Source organism: Sphingosinithalassobacter sp. LHW66-3, from assembly GCF_050703275.1.
Classification (GTDB): domain Bacteria; phylum Pseudomonadota; class Alphaproteobacteria; order Sphingomonadales; family Sphingomonadaceae; genus Sphingomonas.
Window position 1 is genome coordinate 1,520,063 of sequence record NZ_CP193482.1, and the last position, 15,907, is coordinate 1,535,969.

The window sequence follows — 15,907 nt, forward strand, 5'->3', positions numbered from 1 at the left end:
TCGGCGCAGGCGCGCCCCAATATCGGGCGCCATGACACACCCCGGCGTCGGTTTCCTGCCAGCGCCCTTTCAAGCGAAGCGAATGAACGACAACCTGACTCCCAAAGCCATCGTCGCCGCGCTCGACGCGCACATCATCGGACAGAAAGACGCCAAGCGCGCGGTCGCGGTCGCGCTGCGCAACCGCTGGCGTCGCCAGCGGCTCGGCGCCGACCTGCGCGACGAAGTGACGCCGAAGAACATCCTGATGATCGGCCCGACGGGCTGCGGCAAGACCGAGATCAGCCGCCGCCTCGCCAAGCTCGCCGATGCGCCGTTCGTGAAGGTGGAAGCCACCAAGTTCACCGAAGTCGGCTATGTCGGCCGCGACGTCGAGCAGATCGCCCGCGACCTGGTCGAAGAGGCGATCCGGCTCGAGAAGGACCGCCGCCGCTCGGCCGTGAAGGACAAGGCGGAGGAAGCGGCGATGAACCGCCTGCTCGACGCGCTGACCGGCAAGGACAGCTCGACCGCGACTCGCGAGGCGTTCAAGCAGCGCTTCGAGGAAGGCATGCTCGACGACAAGGAGATCGAGATCGAGCTGGAGCAGGCGCCGCAGATGCCGTTCGAGATTCCCGGCGGCGGCGCGCAGATGATCAATCTGGGTGAGATGATGGGCAAGGCGTTTGGCGGCCCGCCGCTCAAGCGCCGCAAGCTTTCGGTCCGCTCGGCCTGGGACAAGCTGGTCGACGAGGAATCGGAAAAGCGGCTCGATCAGGACGAAGTGAGCCGCATCGCCATCGCCGATGCGGAGGCGAACGGCATCGTCTTCCTCGATGAGATCGACAAGATCGCGGTCAGCGATGTGCGCGGCGGCTCGGTGAGCCGCGAAGGCGTGCAGCGCGACCTGCTGCCGCTGATCGAGGGCACCACCGTCGCCACCAAATACGGGCCGATGAAGACCGATCACATCCTCTTCATCGCCAGCGGTGCGTTCCATGTGGCCAAACCGAGCGACCTGCTGCCCGAGCTGCAGGGCCGCCTGCCGATTCGAGTCGAATTGCAGGCGCTGACCGAGGAGGATTTCGTCTCGATCCTCAGCGACACCAAGGCGTCGCTGCCCGAACAGTATAAGGCGCTGATCGGCACCGAAGGCGTGACGATCGAGTTCACCGAAGACGGCATCCGGGCGGTGGCGCGGATCGCCGCCGAAGTGAACGGCGAGGTCGAGAATATCGGCGCCCGCCGGCTCCAGACGGTGATGGAGAAGCTGCTCGAGGAAGTGAGCTTCGACGCCGAGGATCGCGGCGGGCAGACGCTGACGGTCGATGCCGCCTATGTCGAGCGCCAGCTCGAAAGCATCGCCCGCAACACCGACCTCAGCCGCTACGTCCTCTAGAGCTGCCGCTAGTCCGGGCGCCGGTAGGGGATGAACTGTCCCAGCCGGCAGCTGGCGGAGGGAATGCTCGCCCCTTGCTCCAGCACCCGGAAGCTGTCGTTTCGGCAGAGCTGCGATCCATGGAGTTCGACGATCAGCGTCGGACTGCCGCCGCGCAGCGGAGTGCAGCCGACGGGCAGCTCGTTCCGCCAGACGGTATCGCCGACCGGGCGGTAGAGGAGCGTGTCCCGGTCGATGATGCGCGGGGCCTCGAGCCCGCTGGCGCTGACGCAGTCGACAGGCTCTCCGCGAACCCGCCCTTCGAGCGCCGCCGCCAGCTCGCGATCGGCGCGCTCCTGCGCCGTCGCCTCCATCGCTGCATTCTGGGCGCAGCCGCCCAGCAGCATCGCGACCGCCGCTCCGGCAGCGGCGATCTGCCGGCGCACCGCGCTCATTCCGTCCCCGGCCGCGTATAGGGCACGAACTCGCCGAACGAGCAGGAGCCGGTGATCTGGCCACCGGTCGGCGCGCGGGTCCGGGCGATGTCGCCGGCGCAATATTGCCCGGCGATCGGGCTTTCGGTGACGAGGATATCGTTAAAGCGAAGCGCCGAACAACCGCCGGCGGTGTCGCTGCGCCAGATGCGGTTGCGTCCCTCGATGAACAAAATGGCGTCGCCCGCCCCTTCGATGCGGTTCACGCGATTGCTGTAGATGCAGCGCTGCGGCTCGCCGGGCACAAGGCCCGCAAGCGCCTGCTGCAACTCGGCCTCGGCGCGCTGGTCGGCGGCCGGATCGCTGGTCGCGGTGCAGCCGGCCAGCAGCAGCACGGCGGGTATGGCAAATCGGATCATGTCGCTCTCCTTCTCGCCCCCTGCTCGTTCAGTCTAACGCCTCATCCCCGAAATGCATCCTTCGCGGCGCGCAGCTCGGCCAGCCGCTCGGCCGAGGTCGCCCGCAGGAAGGGATTGGTCTCCAGTTCGCGGCCGATCGTGGTCGGCACCGTCGGCTCACCGGCGGCGCGCAGCCGATCGACTTCCTCCATCCGCTGCGCGATCGCGGCGTTGCCGGGCTCGGCGACGCGAGCGTAGCGCCCGTTCGACTGCGTATATTCATGGGCGCAATAGACCTGCGTTTCGTGCGGCAGTTCGCGCAGCCGCACCATGTTCGCGAACATCTGATCCGCCGTGCCTTCGAACAATCGGCCGCAGCCCATCGCGAACAGCGTGTCGCCGGCGAACAGGACCCGCTCGTCGGCGAAGTGAAAGGCGATATGCCCCGACGTATGCGCCGGCACTTCGAGTACCCGCGCCGCCTGCCCGCCCAGCCTTACGATATCCCCCTCGCCCACGCCGCGGTCGAGCGTCGGAATCCGGTCCGCCTCGGCTGCGGGGCCGGTCACGGTCGCTCCCGTCGCTTCCTTGATCGCGGCATTGCCGCCGGTGTGATCGGGATGCCAATGCGTGTTCCAGATCGCCGAGATGCGCCAGCCGCGCGCTTCGGCAGCCTCCAGTACCGGCTCGGCGACCGCCGGGTCGACGACCATCGTCTCGCCCGAACCGGGCTCGTGCACCAGCCAGACATAATTGTCGCTGAGCGCGGGAATACGGACGATTTCCATTGCCTCTCCTCCGAGCGCTTGAGTCTACCCGATCAAGCGATGCGGCGCGAGCACGGTTCCGCGAGCGGCGACGCGGTTAACCAATGGGAAAAGCCTGTGCGGTAGCGCAGGCGCCGTGGGGGAATTGCGCGTCATCGTCGCCGCCGTCTTGGCGGTCCTGCTGTTCATGGCGCCGGCCGCCCGTGCCGAGCTCGCGCTCGCGGACTCCGGTTGCGGCGCAGCCACCGGGCGCGACGGCGATGCCGACGCCGCACTCGCGCAGATCGATCGCAACGGCTGCTCCGGACTCGGCACCATGCCGGGGGAGCGGCAGTGGATGATCGTCAGCTTCCCCGATCCGATCGAACTGTCGCAATCGTCGCTGCTGCGCACCAAGATCGCGCATTTCACTCGGATCGGCGTCCGCATCGACACCGCCGACGGGCGCAGCGTCACCCGCAGCTGGGATCCTTCGATCACGCAGCACAACCGGCTGCCGACCAGCCTCTTTACACTTCCGCTCGACGTCACGGCGCCGATCCAGCGGATCGCGGTGTTCGTCGACGATACCCAATCGGCCGATGCGCTCAGCAATGTCGCCATCGTCCCCGCAGAAGACGCTGCGGCAAGGCGGACGACAGGGGCGCTCCTGTTCGCGCTGCTCTGCGGCCTGATCGCAGTTCCGATCCTCTACAATCTCGCCTTTCTAGCGGTGCTGCGCGAACGCTTTCTTGTCTGGCACATTGCGATGGCGGGCGCGATCCTGGTCTACGCCGCCACTGCCTCGGGGCTGATGCTCGAGCTGTTCCCGGCGCTGTCGCTCCGCGCCCGGATGGAAGTGCTGCACTGGAGCTTCGGCGCATCGATCTCCGCCGGAGCAGTGTTCCTCACCTGCTATGTCGAACGTTCCAGCCTTTCACCGCGGATGCTGTTTCTGCTGCGCGCTGCCGCCGCTTGGGCGATTTTGGTCAATGTCGCGCTCTCCTTCGCGCCGCTGTCGACACCCGCCGATTTCGATCTGCTGCATGATGCCGGCTTGGGTGTGGTGATGCTGGTGACGATCGCGGCGATCACACAGGCGCTGCGGCGCGGCAGCCGTGCCGCGATCTTCGTGGCCGCCGGCTGGAGCATCATCATTCTCTCGTTGCTCGATCGGCTGGCGCGCGCCTTCGGCTTCTACGACGCGCCCTTGTTCTTCAACGATGTGCTGTACTTTGGCCTCGCCTTCGAAACCGTCGTCACCGCGCTCGGCGTCGCCGGCCGCTTCCTCGCGATCCGACGCGAACGCGACCGCGCCTGCGAACATGCCGAGACGATGGAGCGCCTGGCCGAAACCGATCCGCTCACAGGCATTCTCAACCGGCGTGCGCTGCAGCGACACTATGAACAGGGTCCGCCGCCGATAGCGGTCGCGCTGGTCGACCTCGATCATTTCAAGGGCATCAACGACGCCCATGGCCATGACGTCGGCGATCGCGTGCTGCGCATCGCGGCACAGGCGCTGGACGGCAGCGGCGCGAACATTGCCGGCAGGATGGGGGGCGAAGAGTTCGTCCTGCTGCTCTACGGATCACGCCCCGAGCGCACCGCCGAGCAGCTTCGCCAGGCGATCACCGCTCGAGTCGCGCGCCACGTCCCCGGGCTGGACCGGCCGGTCACGGCCAGCATGGGCCTCGTCCGCCCGACGCCCGAGGCGGACTTCGAAGCGGTTTGCGCCGCCGCCGACCGGCTGCTCTATGCCGCCAAGGCGGACGGAAGGAATCGGCTCGTCGGCGCGCCGCCGTCAGCGCTTGGGGTCGCCGCCTGAAGCCGGCTTACCAGCTTCCGGTATTCGGCATCGATGCCCAGGGTTCCTGCGGCTCGAGCCGCCCGTCCTGCAACAATTCGATCGAGATCCCGTCGGGCGTGCGGACAAAGGCCATATGGCCGTCGCGCGGCGGCCGGTTGATCGTGACGCCGGCATCCATCAGCCGCTGGCAGCTCGCATAGATATCCTCTACTCGGAAGGCGAGGTGCCCGAAATTGCGCCCGCCGCTATATTCCTCCGGGTCCCAGTTATAGGTTAGCTCCACTTCGGCTCGGCCGGGCTCGCCCGGCGCGCCGCGATCCTCGTCGGCAGCGAGGTAGATCAGCGTGAAGCGCCCCTGCTCGCTTTCCATCCGCCGAGTCTCTTTCAGTCCCAGCAGCTCGAAGAAGCGGATCGTCGCGTCCGGATCGCTGACGCGAAGCATGGTGTGCAGATAGCGCATGGCCTGTCCTCCTGAAGATCGGCCCGCGACATAAGGTGCCGGCGGCTCAGCCGCCAGCCGCTCATTCGCCCCCGGCGAACTGCGCCAGCGCCTCGCGTGCCGCCGCGGCGGGCGCCGTCCCGGGGGCAAGCGCGATCACCTGTTCCCATGCGGCACGCGCGCTTTCGGCATCGCCCTCCAGCGCCGCGATATTGCCCGCCTCGAGCTGCACCGAAGCGTCATCGCCGGCGAGCCGCAGCGCCTGATCGATGTCGCGCCGCGCACGCATCGAATCCTCCTGCCGCCGCGCAAGAGTCGCCGAGAGCAGCCATGCCAGCGGGTCTTCGGGCGCGTGTCGCAGCGCATTGTCGAGGTCGCTTCGCGCGCTCGCCAGATCATTCGCCGCAACGAGCGCCCGCGCCCGATCGAGATGCGCCTCACCGCGCGCCAGACCGGAAAGCCCGCCGGCGGCGATCGCGGTATCGAGCGCAGCCCGCGCCTTGTCCGGATCGCCCGCCGCGAGCCAGGCATTGCCCGCCTGTGCCCAGAAGTCGGCGGCGCGGCTGTCCTGTCCCGCCTCCGCCTCGCGCGCGGCATCGGTGAAGGTGCCTGCCGCGGCCTCGTAGCGACGCTGGTTGGCATAAGCGATGCCCAGGCATTGTCGCGCCAGGAAACCGCCGCCTTGCAGCCGCCAGCGAGTCGCTTCCGTCTCGCCGCGCGCGGGGCTGCTCGCCGCCAATTCCATGCAGCGCGCGCCCCGATCCTGCGGATCGGGCACCGAACCCGGCGCGGCCTGGGCGATCAGGGCGAGGGATGGGACGAGGAGCATCGGGCGGTCACCTCTTCGACGGCGCGGATCAGAAGCGCGATGTCGCGCTCGCGCGACAGGCGGTGGTCGCCGTCCTTGACAAGCCAGGTCTGCACCTCGGCTGAACGGAGCCGTTCGGCGAGGCCCAGCGCGCGTTCCCACGGCACATCGGGGTCGCGCTGACCCTGGAGCAGCACCACCGGTCCATCGAACGCGATCGGACCGATCATCACGCGATTGGCTTCGCCCGAAGTCCAGAACGCGCGCGTGGTGACGGTCGGCTGGTCGGAATAGTCCGAAGGTTCCTCGAGCCTGCCCTTGGAGAGCATCTCCAGCTTCTGTTCCTGGGTGAAGCCCCAGTCCGTGAAATCGGGCGCGGCGGCGATGCCGACCAGCCCCGCCACGCGGTCGGGGCGCAGTGCGGCAGCGAGCAGCATCAGCCAGCCGCCCATCGAGGATCCGACCAGGATCACCGGCCCCGTCACCACGCGATCGATCATCGCCAATATGTCGTCGCGCCAGCGCTCCAGCGTCTGGTCCTCGAAAGCGCCTTCGCTCTCCCCGCATCCGGCATAGTCGAAACGGCAATATTCGCGCCCCTGCGCCTGCGCCCATTGCTCCAGCGCAAGGGCCTTGGTGCCGCTCATGTCGGAGGCATAGCCGGGCAGGAACAGCAGCGCCGGCCCGCTGCCGCGAGCGAGGCGATAGGCGAGCCGGAGGTCGCCGGCATCAAGGAAGGCGGGATTGGTCATCCCGCCGTTCTACGCTTCACGATCCTTCGCTGAAAGGGGAAGTGGCCCGGCCCAGGCGCTCAAAGTGCTCCGGTCGAAAACGTGTCGCACGCGCCCGGATCGCCCGTCTCGAGACCACGGCGCAGCCAGCGCATCCGCTGTTCCGACGTGCCATGGGTGAAGCTCTCGGGAGCGACATGCCCCTGGCTCTGCTCCTGAAGCCTGTCGTCGCCGATCGCGGCAGCGGCGGTCATGCCTTCCTCGATATCGCCCGCCTCCAGCCGGTCGCGGTTCTGCGCCGCCCACACGCCCGCGAAGCAATCCGCCTGCAACTCGAGCCGAACCGACAGTTCGTTGCCCGCGGTTTGCTCCAGCTGCTGCTGGCGGCGGCGCACTTCGTCCGACGTGCCGAGCAGGTTCTGGACATGGTGGCCGATCTCGTGCGCGATCACATAGGCCTGCGCGAAATCCCCGCGCGCGCCGAAGCGCTGCGCCAGCTCGCGGAAGAAAGACGTGTCGAGATAAACGCCCTGATCGGGCGGGCAATAATAGGGGCCGACCGCCGACGACGCATAGCCGCAGGCCGATGTCGCTCCGCCTTCGTAGAAGTTGATCGTCGCCGGGCGGTAGTTCAGCCCCGCCTCGCGGAAGAGCGCGTCCCACGTCTGTTCGGTGCTGGTCATCACGCGGCAGGCGAACTGGCGCTCGGGGGTGTTGCAGGCCGCGGCGCCCGTCGCGCCGCCACCGGCCCCGATCGTTCCGCCGCCGCTGCCGCCCAGGATCCCACCGCCGCCGCTCAGAAACAGATAGCCGAGCGCCAGGATGCCCAGGATCGCGATCCCGCCGCAGCCGAGCCCGCGTCCGAGCAGCAACGGCAGGAATCCCAGCAGCCCGAACCCGCCGCCACCGCCGCCGCCGCTGCCCAGATCGCGTGCATGGGAAGTGGGGTCGAAATCGTCGAGCCGCATGCCTGTGAACCCCTTGATCGTTTTCTCGCCGCAACAATGCGCCATCGCGGCAAAGCGTTGCACGAAAATTCACGCCGGCCACGCGTGCGGCCGTTGATGAAGCCGCGCGGCCGCGCCATGTGCAGCCGATGGCCGATGCCGAACCTTCCGCTCCGCCGCGCCGCACTCCGGCGATGCCGCTGCCCGATTGCGTGGCGCTGGTGCTCCAGGGCGGCGGCGCGCTCGGCAGTTTTCAGGCCGGCGTGATCGAGGCGCTCGACGAAGCGGCGATCGCGGTCGACTGGGTCGCCGGCATTTCGATCGGGGCGGTCAATGCGGCGATCATCGCGGGCAATCCGCCCGAACGCCGGATCGAGCGGCTGCGCGCCTTCTGGGACATGGTGACGAGCGCACTGCCCAGCCTGCCGGTCTCGCTTCACGATCCGGCGCGCGAGCTCGCGCACGAATGGTCGGCCGCCATGGTGATGTGGACTGGCGTTCCCGGCTTCTTCCGCCCGCGCCCGCTTCCGCCAATGCTCGCGTCGGCGGGCAGCCCCGGCGCGCTCAGCTTCTACGACAGCGCTCCTCTCGCGGCGACGCTGGAAACGCTGATCGACTGGGATCTGCTCAACGACGGGCCGGTCCGTCTGTCGGTCGGCGCGGTCAATGTCGAAACCGGCAACTTCCGCTATTTCGACACCGAGGATGAGCGCATCGACGTGCGCCACATCATGGCCTCCGGCGCGCTCCCGCCGGGGCTTCCGCCGGTCGAGATCGACGGAAGCTGGTATTGGGACGGGGGTCTGGTCTCGAACACGCCGCTCACTCATGTCCTCGATCGGCAGCAGGTGCCGATGCTGGTGTTCCAGGTCGACTTGTTCGCCGCGGCCGCCGATCGGCCGCAGACGATCATGGACGTGCTCGCGCGCGAGAAGGAGATCCGCTATTCGAGCCGCACCCGCCAGGTCTCGACCGAGCGGATGCGATTGCGTCTGGAGCGCGAGGCGATCCGCAAGGTGCTGGCCAAGCTGCCGCCGGAGCTGCACGACGATCCCGATGTCCGGGCGCTGGAGGCACAGGCGGCGGAGAAGCCGGTCAGTCTCGTCCATCTGATCTATCGCGCCAACGCCTGGGAAGGCGGCAGCCGCGACTTCGAGTTCTCACACCGCTCGATGGCCGAGCATTGGCACGCCGGGGGGCGCGCCGTCGCCCAAACGATGGCGAATGCGCGGCTGATCGCCCGCAATATCCAGGACGGCAGAACCGCCGCCTTCGACCTGACGGCGCGCTGAAGCCTCGTCGCCTCACTCCGCAGCAAAAGGAAGCCCCATGTTTCTCAAAGGCAAGACCGCGATCGTCACCGGCTCCACCTCCGGCATCGGCCTCGCCATCGCCCAGGCGCTCGCCGCCGAAGGTGCCGCGGTCATGATCAACGGCTTCGGCGACGCCGATGCGATCGAAAAGGAGCGCGCCGCCCTTGCCGAGCGCTCGGGTGCCGGCGCGCTCTACGATGGAGCGGACATGTCGAAGCCCGATCAGATCTACGCGATGGTCGAGCGCTGCGCCGCCGAACTGGGTGCGCCCGACATCGTGGTGAACAACGCCGGCATCCAGCATGTCGCGAAGATCGAGGAATTCCAGGTCGAGAAGTGGGACGCCATCCTGGCGATCAACCTTTCCTCCGCATGGCACATGATGCGCGCCGCCGTGCCGCACATGAAGGAAAAGGGCTGGGGCCGGATCATCTCGACCGCATCGGCGCATTCGCTCGTGGCGAGCCCAAACAAGTCGGCATATGTCGCGGCCAAGCACGGCCTTGCCGGGCTCACCAAGACGATCGCGCTCGAAACGGCGACCCATGGCGTCACCGTGAACTGCATCTCACCCGGCTATGTCTGGACGCCGCTCGTCGAGAACCAGATTCCCGACACGATGGCATCGCGCGGCCTGACGCGCGAGCAGGTGATGAACGACGTTCTGCTGGCGGCGCAGCCGACGAAGCAGTTCGTCCTGCCCGATCAGGTGGCGAGCCTCGCGCTCTATCTCTGCGGCGATGCGGCGGCGGGCATTACCGGCGCCAATCTCTCGCTCGACGGGGGATGGACGGCGCAATAGCGCCGCCCATCCGGCCGATTACTGGCTGGAGACTTCCGAGACGTGGAGCCGCGCCGGCTGAGTCGCACCCGACTCATAGGTCGCGACCCAGATCTCGTAGCGGCCGGTGCGCGGCGAATTGAAACGGACCGACGGATTGAGGCCGGTGTTGCCGCCGTCGTCGTTGCAATACCAGCGGCCATCGGGTGCGTTCACGACCAGCGCGGTGTCCGAAGAGGCCGCGACCGAGATGATCAGCGGCAGGTCGCCACCGGTGAAGTTCAGGCGCACGTCGGGCGCGTCGGTGATGAAGCCGGTGCAGGCGCCGCCCAGGCGGCTTGCATCGATGTCGCCGCCGGCGCGCAGCGAAACCACGCGCGGGTCGGGCTCGAAGCCCGAAGAAATCGTCATTTCCTCATAATTGGGATCGGCGCCGACATCCTGCGCGGCTGCCGGGAACGCGGCGACCATCGCCGCAACGAATACGAACTTCTTCAACATGAGCTCCCCCCCTTGGGATCGCGGCCGCGAAATGCCGCCGCCAGCCAGTGACTTGCCGCAATTCGGCACATTGGTCCATCATCTGTTTACAGGAAGCTCGGCAATGTGTTCGCGACGGGTTGCGATCCCGGCGCGCCGCCTGCACCATGGGCGCGTGCATCGTCTTCTTCTCTCCGCCGCGCTGCTGCTCACCCTTCCGGGCTGCAGCATCTATCGCCAGGCGCATCCCGGTCCCGCCGAACTTGGCGAGAACTGGCGGTCGGTGGCAACCGAGTCGGATCGACAGCGGCTGCGCGGCTGGCGATCGGCGTGGGACGAAGCGCTGCCCCTCGCCCGTGCCGCGGATGCGCCCGCAGTCGCCGCGGAAGACGTGCTGTTCGATCCCGACGTCGCAATGGCCGGCGCACTTCCCCCGCCCGGCACCTATCGCTGCCGGACCTTCAAGCTGGGGGCGGCTGAGCCCGCAGCGCAGGACTTCACTGCCTATCCCTGGTTTGAATGCAGCATCGCCGCCGAAGGGGCGCTACGCCGCTTTATCAAAAGCACCGGCTCGCAGCGCCCCGAGGGGCTGCTGTTCCCCGATCGCGAGACGCGGGCCATCTTCCTGGGCACTCTGGTGCTGGGGGATGAAGATCGGGCGCACCGCTACGGAATCGATCGCCAGCGCGACATGATCGGCTATGTCGAACGGATCGGTGAGGCACGCTGGCGGCTCGTCCTGCCCCGACCAAATTTCGAATCGATCGTGGACGTGATCGAGTTCGTCCCCGCCTGAGGGTTGCGCTCCGGGCGCGCGACGGCGAAGCTGCGCGACTTGCAACCGGGGGGACTGCCGCCATGATCCGCTCTCTTGTCGCCGCTGCCGCGCTGGCGCTGGTTTCGTCGACTGCCTTGGCCCAGCCGATCCCGGATGCGGCGCCCGCCGACATGGACGCGCTGATGGCGCTGTATCGCGACCTGCACGCCAACCCCGAACTCAGCCTTCACGAAACCGCCACCGCCGCCCGGCTGGCCGGCATCGCCCGCGAGGCGGGCTTAGACGTGACCCAGAATGTCGGCGGTACCGGAGTCGTCGCGGTGCTGCGCAATGGAGAGGGGCCGACGCTCCTGATCCGCGCCGATATGGACGGCCTTCCCGTAACCGAGCAGACCGGACTGCCCTTCGCCTCGCAGGTCCGCACCACGACAGAGGAGGGCGTGGAAACCGGCGTGATGCACGCCTGCGGCCATGACACGCATATGACCGCCTGGGTCGGCACGATGCGGCGGCTCGCAGCCCTCAAGGATCGCTGGTCGGGCACGTTGGTGATGATCGCCCAGCCCGCCGAGGAAGTCGGCAAGGGCGCGCGGATGATGCTCGAGGACGGGCTCTTCACGCGCTTCCCCAGGCCGACGCATGCAATCGCCTTTCACGACACCGCCTCGGCGCCGGCGGGGGTGATCGGCCTCACGCCCGGCTATGCGCTCGCAAATGTCGATTCAGTCGACATTCGCGTCCGCGGCGTGGGCGGCCATGGCGCCTATCCGCACACGACGCGCGATCCCGTGGTCCTGGGTTCGCGGATCGTGACGTCGCTGCAAACGCTGGTGAGCCGCGAGCTCGATCCGCAGACCCCGGCGGTGGTCACGGTCGGCAGCTTCCACGCCGGCTCGAAGCACAACATCATTTCGGACGAGGCGCTGCTGCAGTTGACAGTGCGCAGTTACGCGCCCGAAGTGCGCCAGCAACTGCTCGACGGTATTGCGCGGATCGCCCGCGGCGAGGCGATCGCGGCCGGCATGCCTGAAGATCTGATGCCCGAGGTCAGGGTGAAGGACGAATATACGCCGTCGACCTACAACACGCCCGAGCTCAGCGAGCGGCTGCTGAGTCTCTTCGGCGAACAATTTGGCGAAGAGCGCGTGGTGCAGGCCACGCCGGTGATGGGGGGCGAGGATTTCGGCCGCTATCGGCTCGCCGACGAATCGATCCAGAGCGTCATCTTCTGGGTCGGCGGCGTGCCGCTCGATCGCTGGCAGGCGGCGCAGGCGGGCGAGGCGACGCTCCCTTCGCTGCACAGCCCCTATTGGGCTCCCGATGCCGAGGCCGTGATCGCGACCGCCAGCGAAGCGCTGACCGCGGCGGCGCTCGACATTCTGGGAAGAAGCTGACGCTTTCGACGCTACTTGCGGTTCTTTTCCTTCTCGGCGTCATAGCCTGAGGAAGGCGCAGGTCCGTGGCTGTGGACCGGCTGAGTCGTCGCCGGCGGGTCGGATGCGTCCATCGATTCGTCCAGCGCGCGGTCCAGCCGTGCCTGTTTGCTCTCGGGATTGCGCTCGAGCCGCTCGCCGATCGATTCGTCGGCGCCCGCGTCCTTGTGCGCCGAAGTCATCCCGGCATCGGTTTCCTTCGCGCCGAGGCGATTGGCGGCGGCACGATCCTCCGCTGCATCCGACCGGGTTTCGCCCGGATCGGGTGGCGCCACCGGCATGTCCTTCGTGACGGCTTTCTCGACGGGATCGGACTCGCTCATTGCCTCTCTCTTTCGCTGGGCGTTACCCTTCTGAAACGGATGGACCCGGCGAGCGTTCCTTTGCGCCGCACCACTGCCGGGCCGCGCACATGGAAAGCGCCGCGCGCCGGGCACAAAGAAAAACGGCCCGGCAGGTTTCCCCGCCGGGCCGTTCCTCGATCCGTGCTCGCGCGGACGGCGTATCGCCTTACTCGCGTGCGCTGCCCATCAGATGGAGCAGGAACTGGAACATGTTGATGAAGTCGAGATACAGGCTCAGCGCGCCGAGAATGGCGACCTTACCCTGCATTTCGGTGCCCGCGACATGGGCGTACATGCTCTTGATCTTCTGCGTGTCATAAGCGGTGAGGCCGGCGAAGATCAGCACGCCCAGTGCGCTGATGACGAGGCCCATCACGCCCGACTGGAACACGAAGGCGTTGAGCAGCATCGCCACGAGCAGACCCACCACGCCGATGATCAGGAACGAGCCCCAGCCCGACAGATCCTTCTTCGTGGTGTAGCCATAGAGGCTCAGACCGGCGAAGCCCGCCGCCGTCGCGAAGAACGCCTGGGCGATCGACGTGCCGGTGTAGCGCAGGAACAGCGTCGAGAGCGACAGTCCCATCAGCACCGCGAAGCCCCAGTAGAGCGCCTGCAGCGTCCCCTGGCTCATGCGGTTCTGGCCAAAGCTCATCGCGAAGACGATCGCCAGCGGCGACAGGATGATGATCCACGCGAGCGGCCCGCCCTGCGAGAACACCTGATACGCCGGCGACGCCGTGATCGGGTCGCCCCAGGCGAACAGCATCGCCACGATGCCGGTCAGCAGGATGCCCGACGTCATGTAATTGTACACGGACAGCATATAGGAACGCAGCCCCGCATCATACGCGGCACCGCGCGTAGCTGCGCCCGTCGCATAGGGGGCGGCGGCCGTCCGGGGATCCGACCAATTTGCCATTCTAAAACTCCTTTGCCCGGCGTTGCTGCCGGATGATGCGAATATCAGAGCTTTGGGGTCGCTTTTCAAGCAAAACCGGTTCGCACCCCGCGTTGTGATTGGTTAAGGCGAATGCCGCTATGCATCGTCTTTTCGTAGGTCTGCGGCCGCCGCCCGCGATCCGCCGGCAGCTTCTCGACGCAATGGGCGGCGTGCCGGGCGCGCGCTGGCAGGACGAGCATCAGCTCCACCTCACGCTGCGCTTCATCGGCGAAGTCGAGCGGCCGATGGCGGAGGATGTCGCGCTGATGCTCGGCAGTGTCCATTTTCCGCCGATCGACGTCGCGCTCGCCGGCGTGGGCCAGTTCGACACCCGCGGCCGCCCCAACGCGCTCTGGGCGGGGGTGCGGCGCCACGACGCGCTGCTGCGCCTCCACAAGAAGGTCGATCAGGCGATCACCCGCGCCGGGCGCGCTTCCGAAGCCCGTGCCTATCTGCCGCATATCACGCTGGCGCGGCTCGGCGCGGGCGCGGGCACCACCGATCGCTGGCTCGCCGAGCATGCCGGTCTTGCCAGCGCCCCGTTCCGCTTCGAACATTTCACGCTGTTCCAGAGCCACCTCGGCAGCGAGGGCGCGGTCTATGAAGCAGTGGAGCGCTACCCGCTGGACGGCTAGCCTCGCCTGCCGCTCTCTTTTCGTGAGCAGCAGCTGGAGGCGGGGAGTCGCATCGGCTGGTCAGGCGCACCCGTGCGGCGATACCCGCCACTCCGAAACGCTACGCGGAGCGGCGGGCCGGGCGGCGGGAGCTATGCCGCCTCGAACACACCGCATGCGACGCGATCGCCGCTGTCGCCTGCCGGATCGGTCTGCTGGTCGTCGCGGCCGGCATGGATCATCATCGCGGCGCCGTCGGCGTCCATCAGCCCTTCATAGGTGCCCGCCGGCAAGGTGAAGGTAATCGAGCCGGTGCCATCCTGAGCGACGTCCATATTCGGCATGTCGCCGGCATGGGGACCCTGCGGATTCTCCAGCCCGTGCTGCATGTCGGTCGGGTTCCAGTGGCCGCCGGCGCTCTGGAAGTCGGGCGCATCGCACTGCCCGGTCGTGTGGACGTGAACGCCATGCGGTCCCGGCGAAACGTTGCGGGCGTAGACCGTCACCTCGAGGCCTTCCTCCACTTGCCGCACCATCGCCTGGCCGGCTTCTGCGCCCTCGGCGGTCCGCAGCTGGGCAACAGCCTGATAGGCGCCGTCCATCATCCGATTGCCGTCGATCATCACATTCATCGGCTCGGCCGCCATATTGGCCTCGGTGTCGTTCACCACCACGGTGGTCTCTTCGGCGCAACCGCCGGCAGTGGCGGCGAGCGCCACCATCCCGGCAAGCGCCGTCGCCATCTTCAACCCCTGCATCACCGGTCTCCTCCGTTCATTCTTGCTGTGGAATGAACGGAGGCAGCACAGGTTCCGACCCTGTGGCGCGTTTTGCTCGGCGGGAGGGTGGCGCGGCGCACCGCGCGGCGAATGTGCGCTGTTGCGACGTCAGCCGGGAACGAACCGCTGCACCACGCTGCGCGCCAGCCGCGCCGGCCGCTTCGTTTCGGCGTCCAGGCAGCACCAGCTCGACTGCACCTCGGCAAGCACGTCCTCGCCGCGCTTGATGATCGTCGAGAAAAAGGTCCGTGCGCCCTGCACGCCTTCAGCCACCACATGTGCGACGACATTGTCGTTCAGGAATGCGGGCTTACGATAGGTGATCTCGTGCTTCAGCGCGACCCACAGGTGCTGCGCGACTGCTTCGGCGGGCGCCACGCGCCGCCAGTAATCGATCACCGCATCCTGCACCCAGGTGAGATACACGGCGTTGTTGACGTGCCCCATGAAGTCGATGTCCTCGGGGCGGACGTCGATCGGATGTTCGTGGACATGGGGCGTTTCGGCGGACATGGACAGGCTACTCTACCCGAATTGCGGTTCTGGCGGACTGGAGGTCGCTGCACCCTAGCAATGTTGCACCGCCGCGTCGACCGCCGTGCGCCCCGCAGGGGGCGTTGCGGCGGCGCGCTTCGGCCGCTTCCTCCGGCGCGACACGGCATGCGATCGCATCCTCGAAACGCGCTTCCCGGCAACGTGATCCCTCCCGAGGTTCGTGCACTGGCTCGAGTGAGCCCCCGGCTCCGCACCGCTCGCATCTTCCCCTGTCCCC

The 15,907-nt window shown here is 67.6% G+C and carries 19 protein-coding genes; 7 read left to right on the forward strand and 12 right to left on the reverse strand.

Going from position 1 to position 15,907, the window contains the following annotated elements; all coding sequences use genetic code 11:
• The first annotated feature begins 82 nt into the window (after positions 1 to 82).
• The gene (gene hslU, locus ACQ450_RS07395; protein WP_188056006.1) at positions 83 to 1,378 is read left to right on the forward strand and encodes an ATP-dependent protease ATPase subunit HslU; all 1,296 of its coding nucleotides are present in this window, start codon (positions 83 to 85) and stop codon (positions 1,376 to 1,378) included.
• Between the two features lie 8 nt (positions 1,379 to 1,386).
• Here hslU and ACQ450_RS07400 read toward each other — a convergent pair whose 3' ends face one another.
• The 3 genes from ACQ450_RS07400 to gloB all read right to left on the reverse strand — a co-directional run bounded on the left by ACQ450_RS07400 (position 1,387) and on the right by gloB (position 2,977).
• Positions 1,387 to 1,803 (reverse strand): hypothetical protein, encoded by a 417-nt coding sequence (locus tag ACQ450_RS07400; protein WP_431471088.1) that lies wholly within the window; start codon positions 1,801 to 1,803, stop codon positions 1,387 to 1,389.
• Between the two features lie 5 nt (positions 1,804 to 1,808).
• Positions 1,809 to 2,186 carry a hypothetical protein gene (locus ACQ450_RS07405; RefSeq protein ID WP_431471089.1) on the reverse strand — a complete coding sequence of 126 codons (378 nt, stop codon included), beginning with the start codon at positions 2,184 to 2,186 and terminating at the stop codon, positions 1,809 to 1,811.
• Positions 2,187 to 2,251: 65 nt separating this feature from the next.
• The gene (gene gloB / locus ACQ450_RS07410) at positions 2,252 to 2,977 is read right to left on the reverse strand and encodes a hydroxyacylglutathione hydrolase (RefSeq protein ID WP_431471090.1); all 726 of its coding nucleotides are present in this window, start codon (positions 2,975 to 2,977) and stop codon (positions 2,252 to 2,254) included.
• A gap of 115 nt (positions 2,978 to 3,092) precedes the next feature.
• Here gloB and ACQ450_RS07415 point away from each other — a divergent pair, with 115 nt between their 5' ends.
• Entirely contained in the window at positions 3,093 to 4,763 is a 1,671-nt protein-coding gene (locus ACQ450_RS07415) for a sensor domain-containing diguanylate cyclase (RefSeq protein ID WP_431471091.1), read from the forward strand.
• 7 nt (positions 4,764 to 4,770) lie between these two features.
• On the opposite strand, the gene ACQ450_RS07420 is transcribed toward ACQ450_RS07415, so the two are convergent.
• The 4 genes from ACQ450_RS07420 to ypfJ all read right to left on the reverse strand — a co-directional run bounded on the left by ACQ450_RS07420 (position 4,771) and on the right by ypfJ (position 7,691).
• Positions 4,771 to 5,205: a VOC family protein gene (locus ACQ450_RS07420; RefSeq protein ID WP_431471092.1), complete on the reverse strand. Its 435-nt coding sequence runs from the start codon at positions 5,203 to 5,205 to the stop codon at positions 4,771 to 4,773.
• A 61-nt stretch (positions 5,206 to 5,266) separates the two neighbouring features.
• Positions 5,267 to 6,013 carry a tetratricopeptide repeat protein gene (locus ACQ450_RS07425; RefSeq protein ID WP_431471093.1) on the reverse strand — a complete coding sequence of 249 codons (747 nt, stop codon included), beginning with the start codon at positions 6,011 to 6,013 and terminating at the stop codon, positions 5,267 to 5,269.
• Complete coding sequence (locus ACQ450_RS07430; protein WP_431471094.1) at positions 5,986 to 6,744, reverse strand: alpha/beta fold hydrolase; 759 nt, start codon at positions 6,742 to 6,744, stop codon at positions 5,986 to 5,988. Before ACQ450_RS07430 ends, ACQ450_RS07425 begins: the two co-directional genes overlap by 28 nt.
• A gap of 59 nt (positions 6,745 to 6,803) precedes the next feature.
• Entirely contained in the window at positions 6,804 to 7,691 is an 888-nt protein-coding gene (gene ypfJ / locus ACQ450_RS07435) for a KPN_02809 family neutral zinc metallopeptidase (RefSeq protein WP_431471095.1), read from the reverse strand.
• A gap of 128 nt (positions 7,692 to 7,819) precedes the next feature.
• On the opposite strand from ypfJ, the gene ACQ450_RS07440 reads away from it, so the two are divergent.
• Together ACQ450_RS07440 and ACQ450_RS07445 are read left to right on the forward strand one after the other, a co-directional pair.
• Positions 7,820 to 8,962, forward strand: a complete 1,143-nt coding sequence (locus ACQ450_RS07440) for a patatin-like phospholipase family protein (protein ID WP_431471096.1) — start codon at positions 7,820 to 7,822, stop codon at positions 8,960 to 8,962.
• A 37-nt stretch (positions 8,963 to 8,999) separates the two neighbouring features.
• Positions 9,000 to 9,785: a 3-hydroxybutyrate dehydrogenase gene (locus ACQ450_RS07445; RefSeq protein ID WP_431471097.1), complete on the forward strand. Its 786-nt coding sequence runs from the start codon at positions 9,000 to 9,002 to the stop codon at positions 9,783 to 9,785.
• Positions 9,786 to 9,803: 18 nt separating this feature from the next.
• Here ACQ450_RS07445 and ACQ450_RS07450 read toward each other — a convergent pair whose 3' ends face one another.
• Positions 9,804 to 10,265, reverse strand: a complete 462-nt coding sequence (locus ACQ450_RS07450; RefSeq protein ID WP_188056017.1) for a peptidase S1 — start codon at positions 10,263 to 10,265, stop codon at positions 9,804 to 9,806.
• Between the two features lie 154 nt (positions 10,266 to 10,419).
• Between ACQ450_RS07450 and ACQ450_RS07455 the strand changes: the two genes are divergently transcribed.
• A complete protein-coding gene (locus ACQ450_RS07455; protein ID WP_431471098.1) occupies positions 10,420 to 11,040 on the forward strand; it encodes a DUF4893 domain-containing protein in 621 nt (206 codons plus the stop codon).
• Between the two features lie 62 nt (positions 11,041 to 11,102).
• Positions 11,103 to 12,416, forward strand: coding sequence for an amidohydrolase (locus tag ACQ450_RS07460; RefSeq protein ID WP_431471099.1), 1,314 nt, complete (start codon positions 11,103 to 11,105; stop codon positions 12,414 to 12,416).
• A gap of 11 nt (positions 12,417 to 12,427) precedes the next feature.
• Here the strand turns inward: ACQ450_RS07460 and ACQ450_RS07465 are convergent, their stop codons facing one another.
• Complete coding sequence (locus ACQ450_RS07465) at positions 12,428 to 12,778, reverse strand: hypothetical protein (RefSeq protein WP_188056020.1); 351 nt, start codon at positions 12,776 to 12,778, stop codon at positions 12,428 to 12,430.
• 187 nt (positions 12,779 to 12,965) lie between these two features.
• Positions 12,966 to 13,721: a Bax inhibitor-1/YccA family protein gene (locus ACQ450_RS07470; protein WP_188056021.1), complete on the reverse strand. Its 756-nt coding sequence runs from the start codon at positions 13,719 to 13,721 to the stop codon at positions 12,966 to 12,968.
• A gap of 119 nt (positions 13,722 to 13,840) precedes the next feature.
• Here ACQ450_RS07470 and thpR point away from each other — a divergent pair, with 119 nt between their 5' ends.
• The gene (thpR, locus tag ACQ450_RS07475) at positions 13,841 to 14,377 is read left to right on the forward strand and encodes an RNA 2',3'-cyclic phosphodiesterase (RefSeq protein WP_431471100.1); all 537 of its coding nucleotides are present in this window, start codon (positions 13,841 to 13,843) and stop codon (positions 14,375 to 14,377) included.
• A gap of 131 nt (positions 14,378 to 14,508) precedes the next feature.
• Here the strand turns inward: thpR and ACQ450_RS07480 are convergent, their stop codons facing one another.
• Together ACQ450_RS07480 and ACQ450_RS07485 are read right to left on the reverse strand one after the other, a co-directional pair.
• Positions 14,509 to 15,114: a superoxide dismutase family protein gene (locus ACQ450_RS07480; RefSeq protein ID WP_431471101.1), complete on the reverse strand. Its 606-nt coding sequence runs from the start codon at positions 15,112 to 15,114 to the stop codon at positions 14,509 to 14,511.
• A 129-nt stretch (positions 15,115 to 15,243) separates the two neighbouring features.
• Complete coding sequence (locus ACQ450_RS07485; RefSeq protein WP_188056023.1) at positions 15,244 to 15,648, reverse strand: acyl-CoA thioesterase; 405 nt, start codon at positions 15,646 to 15,648, stop codon at positions 15,244 to 15,246.
• Between the last annotated feature and the right edge of the window lie 259 nt (positions 15,649 to 15,907).